A 16,314-nucleotide genomic window follows, 5' to 3' on the forward strand; every position below is an offset into this window, starting at 1 on the left:
TGCTCGGCGGCGGACTGACGGACATCGACGCAGGAACTCTGACATGCTGTGGCTGAAGCTGTTCCTGCCCTTTGCGGGCGCCTACTTCCTTTCGTATCTCTACCGGACGGCCAATGCGGTGATCGGTCCGGTACTGACGCAGGAACTCACCCTGGGCGCGGGTGGACTGGGCCTGCTGACCAGCGCCTACTTCCTCTCCTTCGCTGCTGCACAACTTCCCCTCGGCATGCTGCTCGACCGTTTTGGGGCGCGCCGTGTCGAATCCGGTCTGTTGTTGATTGCCTCGGCTGGCGCCACGGTTTTTGCCCTTGGTCAGAGTGTTGCTGAACTGGCGATTGGCCGCGGTTTGATCGGTCTCGGCGTTTCGGCATGCCTGATGGCCGCGTTCAAGGCGTTTTCCCTGTGGTTTCCCCCCTCTCGACAGGCTTCACTGACCGGCTGGATCATGACTTCGGGTGGCCTCGGAGCACTGGCGGCCACGGCACCGCTTGAATTCGCCCTGCAGGTTTCCGGCTGGCGTGAGATTTTCTTCGCCTTGGCCGGCCTGACTCTCGCCGTCGCCATCTGGCTATTCTTCAGCATTCCGGAGCAGTACAGCCAGAGCAAACCCGAGTCCCTTGCTGCACAGTTGGCCGGCGTCAAGGCGGTGTTCGGGAGCGCACATTTCTGGCGCTTCGTGCCCATAGGCCTGACGCTGACCGGTGGCTTCATGGCCGTGCAAAGCTTGTGGTCGATTTCCTGGCTGATGCAGGTGAACGGCTACAGCCGCGCAGCCGCCGCCGACCATATGGCCGGCATGAGCGTCGCCATGTTGACTGCCTATATCCTGATTGGCCTGCTGGCGACCGGTCTGGCCAGACGTGGCATCCAGCCGGTGATGCTGCTCGCTGCCGGAGTCGGCCTTTCCTTGCTGATGCTCGCCCTGATCGCCACCGAAGCGCTTTCCCAAACACACCTGCTCTGGATCGCCTACGGCACTTTCTCGAGCTTTGGCACCCTGGTCTATTCGCAGGCGGCAGCCGGTTTCCCGGTAGCGCTCTCGGGTCGAGTCAATACTGCCCTGAACCTGATGGTTTTCATCGGCGCCTTTGGGGTGCAATGGGGACTCGGTCTGTTGATCGACCTGCTACAACAGCTGGGGCAAAATCCGGCCCTGGCTCACCGCAGCGCTTTTCTGGTCCTGCTCGGAATACAATCGACCGCCTATGCTTGGTTCTGCATTGCCAGCCGCCGACCGCGCTAAGCAGACGCGGCAGGAACCGTGGATCGGAATCCGGATGCTTCGCGAGAACCCCGAAGCGCAACAGTTCAGTCAGCGATACAGGGGCAGATCGGCCAGGCGACGCTCGATCTCGGCCGTCTGTTGTGAATAGGCATTCGGGTCGCCAAAACGGCGCTTGAACTCGGCTTCCGACAGGTACTCGGGAAACCCGGCAAGGGAGGGAAGCAGGTCCGCGTCCGTCACGGTCCCGCTTAGCACCTTGTACAGGCGCGGATAGTCATCGACCACAAGCTCGCCAAAGCGTGTTCCTGCACGATCTGCCGCCAGATCGGCAAACGAGAATCCGCTCCCTTTCCGGGAGTCATCGATTTCCTTGTAAACCCCGATCGCATTCGCTGCCGGCTCGCCGGCCCAGGCAGCCAAGGCAGCCGAAATTCCGAAATGCTGGGCACTGTCTTCACGGCCGAGCAGGGTCAGTTTCACTCGGCGCGCACGCGGCCACCCTGTTGCTTCCGGCAGCAGCATCGCCAAGTTCTTTTCCGCCAGATAGCTTGCCAGAACCAGCAGTGTCGCGCGGTTATCCGGAAGGGTCCGGTCGCTTGCGGGGGCCAGCAGCGGAGCCAGGATTTGGCTCAAGGGAACACGAGCGCGTGCAGTATAGTGGTCGAGAAGGCCCGCTAGAGCCATCTGGGCAGCGTACATGTGAACGATATCCTGCGGCGTGAACGCCATCGACCTGGCACGGTCGAGCAGGCGCGGTTCCCAAACGTAGGTCAGCTCGACACTGTCACGAGCGGGCTCGAAGGCCAGACGCCGGATGGCCTGCCGGGCAATCGTCCACTCCTCCGAAAAACCGGCGATACTGATTGCCGAGGCGATCAACCATTCGGCCAGCGCAGATGGGATCGGGAAGGCGCCAAGCGAAGCGGCGACTATCCGTGGTTCACCCCTTGCCTCCTGGAAGAGCGCGCTCAGATTGAAGTAGCGGGGTCCAGAAATTCCAGGTGCCCGAATGGTCAGCCGGATTTCGGCGTGATCATCACCCAGGATGAAGGCAGCGCGCCCCCGCAGGCTGCGGCTTGCGAAATAGTTGATCGCGGTATCAATCAACGCCGCTGGAATGACTGCCGTTCGCTCATCACCCCGCCGAAGCCGGCGCGGGTCATTGCTGACCAACAGGCGTCTGGCTGCGGCAACCGACGTTGGCAAGATCGCTTCGTCTCGGCTGACCAATGGTGCCGGATCACTGGCGGCGAGCAAAAAGAAACTCATGGCGATAGGCAGCGATAGCAGCGCAAACACCCAGCGACGACGACACATCAGAGATACGGCCCAGTACCGGGCAGGGACGTTGTCATCGCAGGCGCAATCGGCGGCGGCCCTCGCCCTGACCAGGAAACGCACGGCCAGGTTGACACGGCCGATGTGCTGGCACGCTGGCATACAGCAGAGTCGGCACGTAGCGCGCACTCATTCTGAGGCATCTGACGAGAGTGCAGGCAGCGATAGCGCCGCGGCACTGCCAAGCTGCAACTCGAAGCCGGCCTTGCCAAGCAGGCGAGCTTCGATCTGCAGGTCGGCATGGGTCAGCGGGTGTTTGTCCAGCCAGGCTGGCGGAAAAGACAAGTACATTCTCTGCTGCTCCACCTGTAGACCGATCGCTGGCAGTGGATCGTTGCTGCGACCGCGATGCAGCACTACCGCCAGACGCAATAGGGCGCACAGACGAAGGGCACGGCGCTCCCAGTCCCTGGGCAGATCGGCAAAGGCGTCGGAGGGAAATGAGCGTCGGTGGCGTCTGACCAGCGCCGCCAGTAACTGCTGGTCGTTACGCGAGTAGCCAGGCAGCTCGGCATGTTCCAGTACATAGGCCCCATGCTTGTGGTACTGGTCATGGGTCAGCAACAAGCCAACCTCGTGCAGACGCGCCGCACGTTCGAGCACGCTCCGGGCTTCCTTACCGGCCAGCTTCCAGGGTACGCGAACCTGCCGCAGCAGATCGAGCGCAGACGCGCTCACGCGCTCCGCCTGGGCCTCGTCGAGATCGAAGCGCCGAATGACGTCAGCAATGGTGCGGTCGCGGACATCTTCATGGCGGATGCGGCCGAGAAGATCATAGATCAGGCCTTCGCGCAGGGCCCCTTCCGAAACATCCATCTGTGCGACGCCAAGCGCCTCACACAACCCGTGCAGGACCACGAAACCGCCCACGAAGACGCGCGCACGCGCCGGTTCCAGATGCCACCGGCGAGCCACCCCCGTGCTGTCGCGTACTTCGAGCAAAGCCGCACGCAGCTGCCGCAGTCCTTCGAGCGTGATTCCCTCGCGGCTCCAGCCTTCGCTGATGAGGACATCCTGGATGGCCTTGATCGATCCGGATGCGCCGGTGACTGTCTGCAGGCCGTGTACCAGGTACTCCTCACGAACGGGTTCGAGGTTCAGTTGGACGAGCAGTTCAGCCTTGCGCAGACGCGCAGCGGTAACTCGACCGTCGGTGAAGCAGGCACGGGTCAGGCTGACGCAACCCATGCGCAAACTCGCCAAGTGTAGGGGGTCGAACTGTTCGCCGATGATCAGTTCCGTGCTGCCGCCACCAATATCGACAACTAGGCGCTGAGCGGCAACGTCGCCGACGCTGTGCGCGACGCCAAGATAGATCAGCCGCGCCTCTTCCTGACCGCTGACAATCTCTACCCGGTGGCCGAGAAGTTGTTCTGCGCGGGCGACGAATCCGGCGCTGTTGCGTGCCTGTCGCAGTGTGTTGGTACCAACGATGCGCAGGCGCGCCGCCGGAATGTGCCGCAGTCGCTGGCCAAAACGTGCTAGGCAATCGAGCGCCCGCTGTTGCGATTCCGCGGATAGTCGGTTGTGTCTGTCCAGACCAGCAGCAAGCTGAACCATCTCGCGCAAACGGTCAAGAATCTGCACATGTCCATTACTGATGCGGGCAACGATCATGTGAAAGCTGTTCGAGCCCAGGTCGATTGCCGCTACAAAATTGGATGACACCTTGGCTTTTCTCCAAATGGTTCAAGCAATACCACTATTCGGCTCCTGCACTGCCAAGTCTGAGCAGCACAGAACATATCTCTAACCTAAGGATCAGTAAGCATAAGGGCTCGGTTCTCGCCACAACGTGAAATTCCGCACATTCAAAAGCAGCCATGCGCATCCTTAGCAGGAGTATCTCTACCCCCGGGCCGAAGTCAATCTCGGCGGCCGTAGGCACTGCCGGGAAATGCACAAAGCCTCGGCGACGGCTCTCAGGCAACGCTCAGAACTCCAGGGGGTCGACTTCCAGGTGCCATCGTAGTCGGGAGGGTGCCCTGATGGTTTCGAGCCGGGTCACCCAGCGGGCGAGGAATCGCTGTAAGACTCGCCGTGATGGCGACTCGACCAGCAACTGAGCTCGTTCAAGGCTGGCTCGTCGCGCAAGGCGCATGGGCACTGGATCGTAATGGATTACCAGCGGGTCATTTTCCGACTCCGGGCAGGCGCGTGCAGCAGCAAGAAAGTTCAGAGCTTCAGCCATCCGGGGAGCTTCTGCGCGCAGCATGGCTTGATGGGTATAGGGCGGAAAGCCGGCACTTTGCCGCTCCTTGAGCTGCGTGGCAGCGAAAGCCGGATAGTCATGTCGAACCAGCGCGGCATAAAGCGGATGTTCTGGAAACTGTGTCTGCAGTAACACTTCTCCTGGTCGGTCTGCACGGCCAGCACGGCCAGCCACCTGCATCAACTGTGCGAACAGTCGCTCTGGGGCACGCCAGTCTGCGGCAAACAAGGCGGCATCCGGAGCGATTGCTCCTACCAGTGTGAGTTTCGGAAAGTCATGTCCCTTGGCCAGCATCTGTGTGCCAACTAGAATGTCGGCTTCGCCCCTCTGAATAGTCGCCACGGAGGCTTCCCATTGCTTGCGGCTTCCTGCGGAGTCACGATCGACGCGCAGGATGCGTGCCTGCGGGAAGCGCTCGGCAAGGACCGCTTCGATCCGCTGCGTACCACGACCGAAGGTATTTAGGTCCTGGTTTCCACAGGTCGGGCATGGTTTTGGGATGCGCTCCTCGAAGCCACAGTGGTGGCAGCGCAGGCAGTGGTCAGCGAGATGCAGAACCAGGTTGGCGGCACAGCGATGGCAACGAGATGTCCAGCCGCAGGCGGTACAGGCCATCACCGGAGCATATCCGCGCCGATTGAGGAAGATCAGACTCTGCTCGGCACGCTCCAGACGTTGCTCGATGGCCAGCAGCAATGCTCCGGAGAGTCCATCCTTCAACTTGTCGAAGCGCGTATCGATACATCGCAGTAACGGCAGGCGAGCACCTTCGAAGGCCCGCTCGCGAAGCGAGAGCAGGTGGTAACGGCCGGTCCCGTCATTGGCGTTGGCCCAACTCTCCAGTGAGGGAGTCGCTGACCCGAGGACGATCGGAATGGCACTATCGTGGGCTCGGAATACGGCCAGGTCACGTGCCGAATAGCGAACCCCATCCTGCTGTTTGAACGACGGGTCATGTTCTTCATCGACGATGATCAGACCAAGCTCGGGCAAGGGAGTGAACACTGCAAGGCGGGTGCCCAGGACGATACGCGCCTCGCCGGTCAGTGCGGCCCGCCAGTTACGGCTGCGTGCAGTCTCGCCCAACTCGCTGTGCAGGCTGACCAGCCCAGCATTCGGGAAGCGAACCGTGACCCGGGCTTCGAGTTGCGGTGTCAGGTTGATTTCCGGCACCAACAGGAGAGCCTGTCGTCCTGCCGCCAAGCAGCGTTCGATCAAGCGCAGATAGATTTCGGTCTTGCCACTGCCGGTCACACCGTGCAACAGGTAGGCACGGGCATCCCCTGCTGCCAGTAGAGTCAGCGCGGCTTTCTGTTCGCAGGTCAGAACCGGCGCCGGCTGTGCTGGCAGGTCACCGATCCGTTGACAGCGTGGCCTGGCTTTCGGTGGAGCAAGCGAACGCAGTCCGGCTGGCAAGGTAGACAGCATCACCTGCCCAAGCGGCGCGTGATAATAGTCCGCACAGAATTCGGTCAGACGGAACCAGGCGGCCGGCAACGGCGGCAACTCGCGAAGAATGCTGTAAACCGGTTTGAGTTGTGCACGCGGAACGTCCGTTGCGGTGGGGATCCCGACAAGGATACCGATCTTCTGGCGTAGACCGAAAGGTACACGAACCCTACAGCCAATGTCCGCCACCGACAACTGCTCTCCTTCGGGAACTTGGTAGTCGAAGAAGCGGCGCAGCGGCACGTCAAGAGCGACACGGGCAATCTGCATGCAATGGATCCGATCCGGGAAATGCTGATTTGCTGGGGGTCATCGCGCTTTTCCAGCAGGGAAAAGATCTCTCTACTCCTCGTGATGCGAGCTAAGGCATTCAGTTATCTCAGCTTTCCGGCCTATACACAATTCTGTGGATAACTCTGTGGATCAGCTTGCCGAAAAGTGGAGCAAAGGCTCTGTTCACAAGGGTTTCAGCCGATCGCTGGAAAAATAGGCGATTACAAAATCATTTTAAATCAATAAACTAAAAAAACATGCCGGGGGTTCCAAGGGGCTCTCAGCAGACAGCAAAAGTGGTGGGCATTTCTGTGAATAAGTCAACCGGTAGACCACGATTTATTCGTTTTTTATACGCAGGAGACGGCTATGGGTATGTACTGCATCGACCAGAGCGGCCACGTTTTCGGGTGGCGTAAACTGGGAAATCCCGTGCCCAAGATTAAAGACATGACCGGTGTTGTACGGACCGTAACTGTCCAGCACGCTCCTGGCCTCGGCGGCTATCCGATCGGGAGAGGCAAAGAGCACGCCAGGATCGAGATTGCCTTGCAGGGCGACCCGCTGACCCACCCGCCGGCGCGCGTCACCTATATCGATCATCCAGTCGAGGCCGATTGCATCACAGCCGATGTCTGCAATCGATTCCAGCCACAGTCCCCCTCCTTTGGTGAACACGATCGACGGAACATATTCCCCTGCTCGTTTGCGGATCAGACTACCGACGATGCGTCGCAGGTAGGGTAACGAGAATTCCTGATAAGCGGCTGCCGAAAGCGAGCCGCCCCAGGAATCGAAAATCATCACTGCCTGTGCTCCGGACTCGATCTGGGCATTGAGGTAAGCGCTGACGGCATCGGCAGTGACCGACAGAATGCGATGCAGCAGGTCCGAACGATCGTAGAGCATGCCCTTGATGCGCCGGTAATCGCTACTCGCGCCACCTTCGACCATGTAACAGGCGAGAGTGTAAGGGCTGCCGGAGAAACCGATCAGCGGCACGGTATTGTTCAGCGCCCGTCTTATTTCAGCGACGGCGTCCATCACGTAACGCAGATGATCCCAGGGGTCCGGCGCGGTCAGATCGCGGATCGCCCATTCCTCGCGCAGCGGACGTTCGAAGCGTGGTCCTTCACCGTCGGTGAAATAAAGCCCGAGTCCCATTGCATCGGGCACCGTCAGGATGTCCGAGAAAAGGATTGCAGCGTCGAGATTGTAGCGCGTGAGCGGCTGCAGGGTGACCTCGCAGGCCATGGCCGGACTCTTGCACAACTGCAGGAAACTGCCGGCACGCCGGCGCGTTTCGCAGTATTCGGGCAGATAGCGGCCCGCCTGCCGCATCAGCCAGACCGGGGTGTACTCGGTCGGTTCCTTGAGCAGGGCGCGCAGGAAAGTGTCGTTGCAGGGTCGGGTCACATTGGGCTCCGCCGCAGCGGGAAATATGCTGCGAAACCGCGATTATCCGCTTTTTCGCTTCTACTTGCGCCAGAAAGCCGGAGTCATGACCACCAGCAAGGTGAAGATTTCGAGGCGCCCAAGCAGCATGGCGAAGGTACACACCCAGGTCTGGAAGTCGCTCAGACCGCTGAAGTTGTTCGCCGGACCGACTTCGCCGAGACCTGGCCCAGTATTGTTGATGCTCGCGACGACCGCCGAGAAGGCGGTGATGATCTCGAGCCCGGAGAAGGAAAGCGCCAGCGTCATCGAGACAATGCACACCATGTACATGAAGCCAAAAGCTAACACCGCGAAGAGAATGTTGGGAGGCACCACTTCGCTGCCGATTTTGATCGGATGCACGGCGTTGGGATGCATGGCGCGTGTCAGTTCGCGGTAGACCTGCTTGTAGAGCACAATGGCCCGGATCATCTTGATACCACCCCCTGTCGAACCCGCGCTGGTCGCAAAGCTCGACAGAAACAACATCCACAACGGAGCAAACATAGGCCACAGGGCATAGTCAGTGTTGGCATATCCCGTGGTCGTCGCGATCGAGACGACATTGAAGGCGGAAAACCTGAGCGCATCGACAAAGCTCGGATAAACCTCATGCTCATAGAGAAAGACGGCGATCGCGACGACACTGCCGAGGGTGACCAGGAGAAAGGACCCGGCTTCCGGATCGGTCACATAAGGGCGCAGCGAACGACCTGAAAGAACGATGTAGTGGGTCGCGAAATTGCAGCCCGCGATCAGCATGAACGCGATACTGACGGCTTCGATCGTCGGCGAATCAAAGAATCCGAAGCTCGCGTCGTGGCTGGAGAAGCCGCCGAGCCCCATGGTGCTGAACATGTGCATGATCGCATCGAGCCAGGACATGCCGGCCCAACGGTAGCCCAGAATGCAGCCGATCGAGATCAATGTGTAGACCAACCACAGGCCCTTTGCCGTTTCAGCCATGCGCGGAGTCATTTTCGAGTCCTTCATCGGCCCTGGAGTTTCCGCCTTGAACATCTGGCGGCCACCGATTCCGAGTAAGGGCAGGATCGCCACCGCCAGAACGATCAAGCCCATGCCTCCGAGCCAGACCAGTTGGCAACGCCAGAAATTGATCGACACAGGTACCGCGTCCAGTCCCTCGAAAACCGTTGCACCGGTCGTGGTCAGACCAGAGACCGCTTCAAAATAGGCATCCGTAAAACTCGCACCAAGTTGTAAGACCAAGGGCAGTGCGGCGTAGACCGGCAAGACCGTCCATACCAGCGCGACCATCAGGAAACCGTCGCGAATCGTCAGGTCACGCTTTTCCCTGCGAGTCGCATACCACAACCCAAGACCGGTCCCGACCGTCAACACGACAGCCTCGTCGAAGGCACTCTCGGCACCGTCCTGCGTCGCCCAGGACAAGGCCAGGGGAAGCAGCATGGTCAGGCCAAACATGCAGATCACCAGCGAGAGAACCCGAATCACCGGATAATAACGTTGCATGGCGGGGCCTCTCAGAAGAAATGGAAACCGACTGCGAACAGTTTCTCCACCTGCTTGACCACCTTCTTGTCGAGGCAGAAGACGATCACGTGGTCTCCGGACTCGATCATCACGTCCTTGTGGGCGATCAGTACGTGGCCCATCTGCTTCTGTCTAGCCAGGCCGAAAAAGCCGACCTCCTGGCTCTTGTCGAGATCGCGTACGATCGCCGCGATGAATGCGCCCGCAATCTCCGGCAACTCACCGATGCGCCGGCCAACCACTTTCGAATTCTTCTGCTCACCGTGTGCGACGATCTCGAGCGCTTCGGCAGCACCACGGCGCAAGCTGTGAACCTGTGCCACATCGCCATGACGGACGTAGGTAAGTAGTGTACCGATCGATACCTGTGCCGGCGAAATCGCGATGTCGATCGGCCCGCCCTGGACGAGTTCGGCATAAGCGCGCCGGTTGATCAGCGCCACCACGCGCTTGCTGCCCATCCGCTTGGCAAGCGACCCGGCCATGATATTATCTTCATCGTCGTTGGTGAGCGCCAGGAAGAGATCCATTTCATCGATCGCTTCCTGCTGCAACAACTCCTCGTCGGTGGCGTCACCGCTGAGTACCAGCACCGATTTTAGAGCGGAGGCGACAAACTCAGCTCGGCGGCGGTCAAGTTCGACAACCTTTACCTCGCACTTGCTCTCGAGCGCCTGGGCGACACGTAGCCCGATATTGCCACCGCCGGCGATCATCACCCGCCGGACAGGCTCCAGAGAGCGCCGGAGTTCTCTCATCATGGTCCGGATATGTTCTTCGGCTGCCAGCAGGAAGACTTCATCTCCATCTTCGATGATCGTTTCGCCGGTCGGCGTGATTGCCCCATCGCGACGAAAGATCGCCGCGATGCGCCCTTCGATTCCCGCCGGCAGATGATCGGACATATCCTTGATCGGGCGCCCAACCAGCAGGCCACCAGCGTAGGCACGAACGGCGACGAGCGCCAGACGGCCGCCGCCAAAACTCAGAACCTGCAATGCTTCTGGAAAATCGACCAGGCGCGCAATATACTCGGTGATGACCTGTTCTGGACACAAGGCATAATCGACAGCGAAATTTTCCGAGGACAACAGCTTTTCACTGTCCAGGAAGTCGCGAGCACGCAGCCGGGCGATCCGCGCCGGAACGTTGAAGATGCTGTGTGCCACCTTGCAAGCAACGAGATTGGTCTGATCGCTCTGCGTAACGGCGATCAGCAGATCGGCGTCACGCAAACCGGCATTTGCCAAGACCGATGGATGCGCCGCGTTGCCAACCACCGTCTGCAAGTCAAGGCGATCTTGCAAATGCGCCAGCCGTTCATGATCGCTATCGACCACCGTGATGTCGTTGTTTTCAGAGACGAGACTTTCGGCAACGCTGGCACCTACCTGGCCAGCACCGAGAATGACGATGTGCATTTTCTTGATCCCCCGATAACCCTCAAGGTTAGACTTTACTCGCGCTCGTCACCACGCCGGCCAACATTGAGCCCAAGTTGCTTCAACTTGCGGTAAAGGTGGGTGCGTTCAAGGCCGGTCTTTTCTGCCAAACGCGTCATACTACCGCGTTCGCCGGTCAGGTGATATTCGAAATACATCCTTTCGAAGGCCTCGCGGGCTTCGCGCAGCGGTTGATCGAAAAAAATCGCCGGCAGGGGTGCAGAGGCACCGATCTGTCCGCCCTCGATCTGCAGGATACGGGCGACGTCATCGGCACTGATTTCTTCGTCGAGCGCCGAGAGTGCGAGATTCTTGACGGTCGTCAGCAGTTCTGCCCACTCACCGTGCCAATGGTGCAAACGGAGTGAGTTCTGGGCGCCGCTGGAGAAATGCCTGAGCGGGACCTCGCCACGCTCGGCAAGATGGGCCAGCAACATGGTGGCAATCTCGGGAACGTCGTCGGCGTGGCCTGAGATCTGTGGTAGCGCTACCCAGACTTCACCCAGGCGATTGACCAGCCCCGGATCCCAGCCGGCGTCGACCAGGTTTGCCAGTTGCCGGGTCGACGCAGCAACCAACTGCAGATTGTGTCTTTCGAGCCTTTCAAGCGCAAAGATCAGATTCATCTGCTGCAGCTTTCCGAGCTGTGCTAGATCGGAGATGAAAACGATACCGCCGCTAGCGTTCTGCAGCATTTCCTGCGTCAACGGCGCGCTCGATGTCGACAGATCCAGCCAGGGTGCCCGGTGTGTCTGCAAGGTTCGCGCGCAAATTTCGGCGATGCTGCCGGAGGCACTCTTGAGGAGCAGTACCGAGGTTTTCGCTGCAGCCTGCTCGAGGCGCTTCTTGAGATCCTTGAGCAATGGGGAGCGAGCGAAAGCATCGAGCGTCAACGGTTTCTTGAGCATCACCGTTTCGTGTTTGAGCGCTTTCTTGACAGTGAGCAGCAGCTTTTGCAGAGCGATCGGTTTTTCGAGAAAATCGGTGGCGCCAATGCGCGTCGCCTCGACTGCAGAGTCGATCGTACCATGACCCGACATCATCACCACCGGCATCGTCAGAAGGCCGCCCGCAGACCACTCCTTGAGCAGTGAAATTCCATCGGTATCGGGCATCCAGATGTCCAGCAGGACCAGATCGGGCCGTTTATCGGTGCGCAACTTGCGCGCCGCAGCAGCGTTCTCGGCCAACCACACCGAGTGGCCTTCATCGGCCAGAATCTCGGACAACAATTCGCGAATTCCCATTTCGTCATCGACGATCAGTATTTGCGCCATGATCAGACCTCGGAAGGAAGTTGGCTTGCGCGTCGCCGGGGTGCCGGCAGAGCTGCCAGCGGCAACATGATGCTGACCTCGGCACCGATTGGCTGACGATTGTTGATCCTGATGCGGCCATGATGCTCATCAACGATCTTCTTGACGATCGCCAGGCCCAGGCCGGTACCGCGTGCCTTGGTCGTGACATAGGGCTCGAAGACTCGCGCCATGATTTCTGGTGGAAAACCTGGTCCCAGATCACTCACCAGCAGTTCGACCATATGATCGGAACGGCGTGTGCTGATCGCGATACAGGGTGAATCTACGGCCTCCTGCGCCTCTTCGGCGTTGCGCAGCAGATTGTGGATGATCTGCCTCAACTGGGTGGTGTCTCCCCAAACCGGAGGCAGTCCGGCGGCGAGATTCCGTTCGATCGAGGCGCGTGAAGTCTCGTAGAGACCGAGCACTTCGACGACCAGTACGTTGAGGTCGACTACCGCCAGTTCGGGCGCGGGCATGCGCGCATAATCGCTGAAGTCATTGACCATCCGCTTCATCGCCTGCACCTGCATGATGATGGTTTGGGTCGAGCGAGCGAGCATCTCGGCATCGGCAGCGCCGAGCCGGTCGGCAAGCTTCATTTGCAGACGCTCGGCGGATAACTGAATCGGCGTCAAGGGGTTCTTGATCTCATGCGCCAGCCGCCTGGCCACTTCACCCCACGCGGCACTGCGCTGGGCGGCGACGAGTCGCGTCACATCGTCGAAAACAACGACATAGCCACCGTGCGATTCATCCGGGAGCTGAGTCCCTCGCAGGAGCAGGATCTGTGGTGGGCCATCGGGATGCTCAAGCTCGATCTGCTCCTGCCATTCCGTGCGTTGGCCCTCGGCAAAGGCATCAATGATGGCCTGGCCCAACACCTGCTGGCGAGGCCAGACTGCTACAACCTCCCCGCGCAGACCGGCAAAGTCGTCAACAAGGATGGTCAGTGCGCCCTCATTCACCGTCCGCAGTACGAAGCGCCGGTCGAAGACGAGGACGCCGGCAGACAGGTTGGCCAGAATCGATTCCAGGTAGGCGCGTGCGGCTTCAAGCTCGGCGCGGTGGCGTTCGTTATCGCGTCGCGCCTCATCCAGCTGGCTGGTCATCTGCTTGAATGAGCGCGTCAGGATGCCCAGTTCATCACGGCTGTAGATCGCCTGCCGAGGAGTGTAGTCGCCAGCCGCCACAGCCTGGGTGCCCTCGGCGAGGATTGACAGGGGTGCCGAAAGACGACGGGCCAGCACAAAGGCCAACGCGATGGCGGTGAACAACGCCAGAAGAACGGTAAGGGTGAGGGTCATCGCATAGATCCGGGTCAGCCCTTCACGCCCCAAGGAGAGTTCTTGATAATCAGCATACACGGCCTGCACACTGTTGGCATTTAGTGCGAGCGCACTCGGTACAGGCTCCGTGAGTTGCAGAATGCGCGTTTCGGCGCCGAGCCCATGCGGCGCGACGGGCACCAGAACATGCAGGCTGAAGTCCTTCTCACCATTGCTTTCAATGACCGTGTACCTGCGCTCGCTGCGCGCACGACGCAACTGTTCGGGTGACGGCTGTGCGGGCAGCCGGTTGGCGAGATCACCCGTGGCCGTTGCCAGCAACTCGCCACTGGTCGAAAACAAGGCTGCAGATTGCACTCCATTCTGCTCACGCAAGCGACCGAGCTCGAATCGCCGCTGCGCTTCCGAACGTTCACCTAGTTCCATCGCCATCGCCTGCCCTTTGACCGCAAGGTCTTCGAGCAAGGATTCAAGCGCACTGCGACCGAGATTCAGGCCTGCTTCAAGGGCCTTCTCGACGCGAACGTCAAACCAGGTTTCAATGCTTTTGGTGACGAACTGTACCGACACCGCGTAAATCAGCACCCCGGGCAAGACAGCCATGAGACCGAACATCAACATCAGGCGAAGTTTGAGGCGCGAACCGAACACCTGCGCCCGATGTTCTCGCCAGAGTGCTTGTAATTGCCAGGCAATCAGCGCCAGCAGCGACAGGGCAACAATCGCGTTCAACCCGAGCAACCACGGGTAGTGACTGGCGAAGAGCGCGGTATTGGCGCTTGCCGATGCCAGAAGAAACAGCAGGATGCCGCCAAACGATGCTGCGGCAACGATCAGTGCTTTCATTTGGCGTCCATGCCAGGCGCCGCCAAGGTCGGAGTACCTGCTGCTGTGAATGGGGTTGTTTCGACAGGTGTGAAGTTCCAGCGTGCCCAATCGGAAGAAAGGTTCCAGTCCCGGTTGGCCAGGGCGTTGACCTGAAAGGTCTTGGGCATCTGCGACAGGTCGAGACGCATGCGCACAGCGGCGAGATAAGTCTGGTCGACCTTGAGCGATCCTTTGTCGAGAACCTGCCAGTTACGCAATCGCGATAGAATGCGTTGCGCATCGTCGAGCGAGGTGAAGCTCTGGTGCAAGGCACCGCTCGACAAACGATACTGGCGCGTCAGCGCATGGTAGGAAAGCTGATAAGTTTGGCTGCGGCTGATCACCTGTTCGTCCAGCCAGTACCAGCGCGAACGACTCAACTCGAAATCGACGACAAAATACAGGGTAATGCCCCTGGCTATGGCCTCGTCGAGTCGGGCGTTGAGATTGATGTTGAAATCTGCGGCCAGTGTATAGCCGTCGTCGCCTGCGGAAATGTTCGGGTTGCGGACGCTGATGTCGGCAGCCCAACAGCCAGCCGAAACAGACAGCAGCCATCCCAGGAGCAGGGCGCTAAACCGCTTTCCGTAGCAAGGCATAATAGAATCCGTCATGTTCTTCCTGAGGCAGGAGTCTTTCTTCGTCCAGGCGCCTGGCGGTTGGCTGGCGAAAGAGGAAGGCGTCGATCTGCGCACCGTTCTCTTCTGGGAAAACCGAACAGGTCGCGTAGAGCAGTTTGCCGCCCGGTTTCAGCAGTGGCCAAAGCTTGTCAAGAATTTCAGTCTGGATGCGAGCGAAGCGTCTGATATCGCTCTCCCGTCGCAGATATTTGATATCCGGGTGCCGACGCGCAACGCCCGACGCCGAGCAGGGCACATCGACAAGAATGGACTCGAACGGCCGGCCATCCCACCACTGATCGGTCGCTCGACAATCGGCTACCCGTACCTTCGCCTGCAGGCCAAGGCGCTGCAAATTATCCTCGATTCGACGTGTGCGATTGCCGTCGATGTCGAGCGCCAGCAGCTGGATGTCCGCCATTTCAAGCAGATGCCCGGTTTTTCCGCCTGGTGCCGCACACGCGTCGAGTACACGTTGGCCATCGAGGGGTGCAAGGAGGTGTACAGCACGTTGGGCGCCGAAATCCTGGATCGATACCAGTCCGTCGACGAATCCTGGCAAGGCATCGACCGAGACCGGTTTGGCAAGGATCAGTGCGTCGCCTCCCGCCGTCCGGGCCGACAAACCGGCGTTCTGCAGACGTGTTGCATAATCAGTCAGCGTGGCACGTCGCCGATTGACACGCAGGGTCATCGGTGGCGGGAGATTGCCGACCGCAACGATGTTCTGCCAACTCTCCGGATAACAACGCCGCAGACGTGCCAGCCACCAGCCAGGATGCTGTTGCGCGGCTTCATCATCATCGAGCATGGCTGCATGCAGGACCTCTCGCTGGCGCAGATAATTTCGCAGCACGCCATTCACCAGACCCTTGAAGCCGCCGCCCGCTAGTTCGCTAGCCGCCGCCACGGCCTGATCGACCACCATGTAGCCGGATTCAGGACGCGTTTGCAAACGGTACAGCGCTCCCAGCAGGAGTGCCTGCACTTCTGGATGCGGCAGCGATCTTTGCAGCAGGCGCCGCAGGATGAACTCACCACAACCGTACCGGCGCAAGCTGCCGTAAACCACGTCCTGGGCTGCAGCACGGGCTGCTGGCTCCGTTTTGCCGAGGATGGCCAGCGCCTGCGTCAGGCTCTGTCCGGCGTGCACGCGTGCCATCACCCGCGCCGCCAGCGACAGGCTCAAAGCTAGTGAATCCGGTGCAAGCGTGGATGGTGCCGGCCCGTCCAGGCACGGTGAAGAACCGTTCTCAGGAAGCGTTGGTTTGCGCACGCGCAGCGCGCGCGGCGAAGGGGAAGAAGTGGAAGGCAAGGCCGGGAATTTGGTTGCGATTTGGGATCCTACG

General features: G+C 59.9%; 11 protein-coding genes. 1 reads left to right on the forward strand and 10 read right to left on the reverse strand.

The annotated features are described in order from the left end of the window. Window positions 1-43: 43 nt before the first annotated feature. Window positions 44-1,243, forward strand: coding sequence for an MFS transporter (locus AW06_RS06425; protein WP_034947376.1), 1,200 nt, complete (start codon window positions 44-46; stop codon window positions 1,241-1,243). 69 nt (window positions 1,244-1,312) lie between these two features. Here the strand turns inward: AW06_RS06425 and AW06_RS06430 are convergent, their stop codons facing one another. The 10 genes from AW06_RS06430 to rsmB form a co-directional block, all read right to left on the reverse strand. Further along, on the reverse strand, window positions 1,313-2,665 hold the full coding sequence (locus AW06_RS06430; RefSeq protein WP_034947379.1) for a hypothetical protein: 1,353 nt from the start codon (window positions 2,663-2,665) through the stop codon (window positions 1,313-1,315). Between the two features lie 27 nt (window positions 2,666-2,692). Beyond that, window positions 2,693-4,231, reverse strand: a complete 1,539-nt coding sequence (locus AW06_RS06435; protein WP_273704444.1) for an exopolyphosphatase — start codon at window positions 4,229-4,231, stop codon at window positions 2,693-2,695. A 265-nt stretch (window positions 4,232-4,496) separates the two neighbouring features. After that, window positions 4,497-6,494: a primosomal protein N' gene (locus AW06_RS06440; protein WP_034947382.1), complete on the reverse strand. Its 1,998-nt coding sequence runs from the start codon at window positions 6,492-6,494 to the stop codon at window positions 4,497-4,499. 342 nt (window positions 6,495-6,836) lie between these two features. Next, on the reverse strand, window positions 6,837-7,913 hold the full coding sequence (hemE, locus tag AW06_RS06445; protein WP_034947385.1) for a uroporphyrinogen decarboxylase: 1,077 nt from the start codon (window positions 7,911-7,913) through the stop codon (window positions 6,837-6,839). Between the two features lie 60 nt (window positions 7,914-7,973). Continuing rightward, window positions 7,974-9,428, reverse strand: coding sequence for a potassium transporter TrkG (locus AW06_RS06450; protein ID WP_034947388.1), 1,455 nt, complete (start codon window positions 9,426-9,428; stop codon window positions 7,974-7,976). An 11-nt stretch (window positions 9,429-9,439) separates the two neighbouring features. Further along, window positions 9,440-10,879 carry a Trk system potassium transporter TrkA gene (gene trkA, locus AW06_RS06455; protein ID WP_324545106.1) on the reverse strand — a complete coding sequence of 480 codons (1,440 nt, stop codon included), beginning with the start codon at window positions 10,877-10,879 and terminating at the stop codon, window positions 9,440-9,442. A 26-nt stretch (window positions 10,880-10,905) separates the two neighbouring features. After that, a complete protein-coding gene (locus AW06_RS06460) occupies window positions 10,906-12,168 on the reverse strand; it encodes a response regulator (protein WP_034947393.1) in 1,263 nt (420 codons plus the stop codon). Between the two features lie 2 nt (window positions 12,169-12,170). After that, the gene (locus AW06_RS06465) at window positions 12,171-14,324 is read right to left on the reverse strand and encodes an ATP-binding protein (protein ID WP_034947396.1); all 2,154 of its coding nucleotides are present in this window, start codon (window positions 14,322-14,324) and stop codon (window positions 12,171-12,173) included. Beyond that, a complete protein-coding gene (locus tag AW06_RS06470) occupies window positions 14,321-14,944 on the reverse strand; it encodes a DUF4390 domain-containing protein (RefSeq protein ID WP_046535051.1) in 624 nt (207 codons plus the stop codon). Before AW06_RS06470 ends, AW06_RS06465 begins: the two co-directional genes overlap by 4 nt. Further along, complete coding sequence (gene rsmB, locus AW06_RS06475) at window positions 14,919-16,154, reverse strand: 16S rRNA (cytosine(967)-C(5))-methyltransferase RsmB (RefSeq protein ID WP_034947398.1); 1,236 nt, start codon at window positions 16,152-16,154, stop codon at window positions 14,919-14,921. The genes AW06_RS06470 and rsmB overlap by 26 nt, the downstream gene beginning before the upstream one ends. Between the last annotated feature and the right edge of the window lie 160 nt (window positions 16,155-16,314).

The organism is Candidatus Accumulibacter cognatus, assembly GCF_000584975.1.
GTDB lineage: Bacteria > Pseudomonadota > Gammaproteobacteria > Burkholderiales > Rhodocyclaceae > Accumulibacter > Accumulibacter cognatus.

Excerpts from the sequence above, each read along its gene's own strand:
- AW06_RS06425 (WP_034947376.1), top strand. The coding sequence starts at position 44 with ATGCTGTGGCTGAAGCTGTTCCTGCCCTTTGCGGGCGCCTACTTCCTT.
- AW06_RS06430 (WP_034947379.1), bottom strand. The coding sequence starts at position 2,665 with ATGCCAGCGTGCCAGCACATCGGCCGTGTCAACCTGGCCGTGCGTTTC.
- AW06_RS06440 (WP_034947382.1), bottom strand. The coding sequence starts at position 6,494 with ATGCAGATTGCCCGTGTCGCTCTTGACGTGCCGCTGCGCCGCTTCTTC.
- AW06_RS06450 (WP_034947388.1), bottom strand. The coding sequence starts at position 9,428 with ATGCAACGTTATTATCCGGTGATTCGGGTTCTCTCGCTGGTGATCTGC.
- AW06_RS06460 (WP_034947393.1), bottom strand. The coding sequence starts at position 12,168 with ATGGCGCAAATACTGATCGTCGATGACGAAATGGGAATTCGCGAATTG.
- AW06_RS06465 (WP_034947396.1), bottom strand. The coding sequence starts at position 14,324 with ATGAAAGCACTGATCGTTGCCGCAGCATCGTTTGGCGGCATCCTGCTG.
- AW06_RS06470 (WP_046535051.1), bottom strand. The coding sequence starts at position 14,944 with ATGCCTTGCTACGGAAAGCGGTTTAGCGCCCTGCTCCTGGGATGGCTG.